Source organism: Hydrogenivirga sp. 128-5-R1-1 (assembly GCF_000171895.1).
The window spans coordinates 1-1,649 of the sequence record NZ_ABHJ01000285.1; the positions used below are offsets into that span (position 1 = coordinate 1).

Here is a 1,649-nt window from a genome sequence, read left to right on the forward strand (position 1 = left end):
GTCTAAATGGCTGCGATGGTTAGCAGCTATAATAAAACCACTTTTATCAGGGAAGTTTTCTAAACCTTCAACCTTAATTCTCAGTAAAGCTTTCACAACTGGCTTTACTTTAAACCATATTTTATAACCAAACTCAGAGTAATGTTTATTTGTTTTCATAACAATAATTATAGCATTTATATTTTATATGGCAGTTATCACATTCAGGTTTTTTCTTGCATAAATTTTTACAGTGCTCAACTATCAGCGCGTGATACTCCTTATATATCCCAATATTTTTAGGTAAATTTTTCTCTATAAAGTTTTTCAGCTGGTCATATTCAATTTTTTCTTCTCTAATTATACCAAGTCTGTAAAAAAACCTTTTTGTATAGGCATCTACAATGAAAACCGGTTTGTTTAATCCGTATAACAAAATAGTATCTGCCGTTTCTTTTCCTATTCCCTTTATTGAAATAAGTTTCCTTCTGTCTAAGTTTTCTTTTACATTATTAACGACAAAATTTACAAGCCTTTTTAGGGTTTTTGCTTTTTGGTTGTAAAATCCTGATGGTTTTATAATTACTGCAAGTTTATCTTCAGGAATTTTCTGAATTTTCTCAAAAGATGTAATACCTTCATTTATTAAATTTTGCAGAGCCTTTTCAACATTATTCCAGTTTGTATTTTGTGTTAAAACTGCACCTATACAAACTTCTTCAAAAGGGTCAAAATATCCAGTTAAAGGCCACCAGTTTTGTTTTCCATATTTTTCTAAAAGCTCATTATAAATGTCCATTAACATAGTAAAATAATATATTGCAAACTTTTAAAATTGAAATAATTTCACCGCTGTGAAAGATATTTAAGGAGGTTTAAATTATGGCTGGACACAGTAAATGGCACAACATAAGACATAAAAAAGCTAAAATGGATGCTAAAAGAGGACAGATTTTCACAAAGCTTATAAGAGAAATCACAATTGCTGCCAGACAGGGTGGAGGAGACCCAGAATTTAATCCAAGACTGAGAATAGCAATTGAAAAGGCAAAAGAACACAACATGCCTGCAGAAAATATAGAAAGGGCAATAAAAAGAGGGACTGGAGAATTAGAAGGCGTAAATTATGAAGAGATTACATATGAAGGATACGGACCTGAAGGTGTTGCAGTAATTGTAGAATGTGTTACAGACAACAGAAATAGAACAACTGGAGAAATAAGACACCTGTTTTCAAAACATGGCGGGAATTTAGGTTCATCTGGATGTGTTTCATTTTTATTTGAAGATAAAGGGGTAATTCTTGTTCCAAAAGAAAATATTTCAGAAGAAGAAATTTTTGAAAAAGCAATAGAAGCAGGTGCAGAAGACGTAATTACTGATGATGAAAACTATTATGAAATTAGAACAGCTCCAGAAGATTTATACTCTGTAAAAGAGGCTTTAGAAAAAGAAGGAGTTAGTATAGAAAAAGCAGAACTCACAAAAATACCTACAACTACGGTTGAAATAAAAGATAGCGAAACAGCTGAAAAGCTTATGAAACTTCTTGATGCTTTAGAAGAACAGGATGATGTTCAAAAGGTTTACTCTAACTTTGATATGTCTAATGAGCTAATGGAGAAATTAGCATAAAAATGAGAATACTTGGAATAGACCCTGGAAATATA

General features: G+C 31.4%; 3 protein-coding genes. 1 reads left to right on the forward strand and 2 read right to left on the reverse strand.

Annotated elements, in window-relative coordinates; genetic code table 11:
* Together HG1285_RS20565 and HG1285_RS02395 are read right to left on the reverse strand one after the other, a co-directional pair.
* The coding region (locus HG1285_RS20565; protein ID WP_008289142.1) for a 1-acyl-sn-glycerol-3-phosphate acyltransferase at positions 1-159 on the reverse strand (159 nt) is incomplete at its 3' end.
* A complete protein-coding gene (locus HG1285_RS02395; protein WP_008289143.1) occupies positions 146-784 on the reverse strand; it encodes an endonuclease III domain-containing protein in 639 nt (212 codons plus the stop codon). The genes HG1285_RS02395 and HG1285_RS20565, both read right to left, overlap by 14 nt.
* Positions 785-861: 77 nt before the next feature.
* Between HG1285_RS02395 and HG1285_RS02390 the strand changes: the two genes are divergently transcribed.
* Complete coding sequence (locus HG1285_RS02390) at positions 862-1,614, forward strand: YebC/PmpR family DNA-binding transcriptional regulator (protein ID WP_008289144.1); 753 nt, start codon at positions 862-864, stop codon at positions 1,612-1,614.
* Positions 1,615-1,649: the final 35 nt, after the last annotated feature.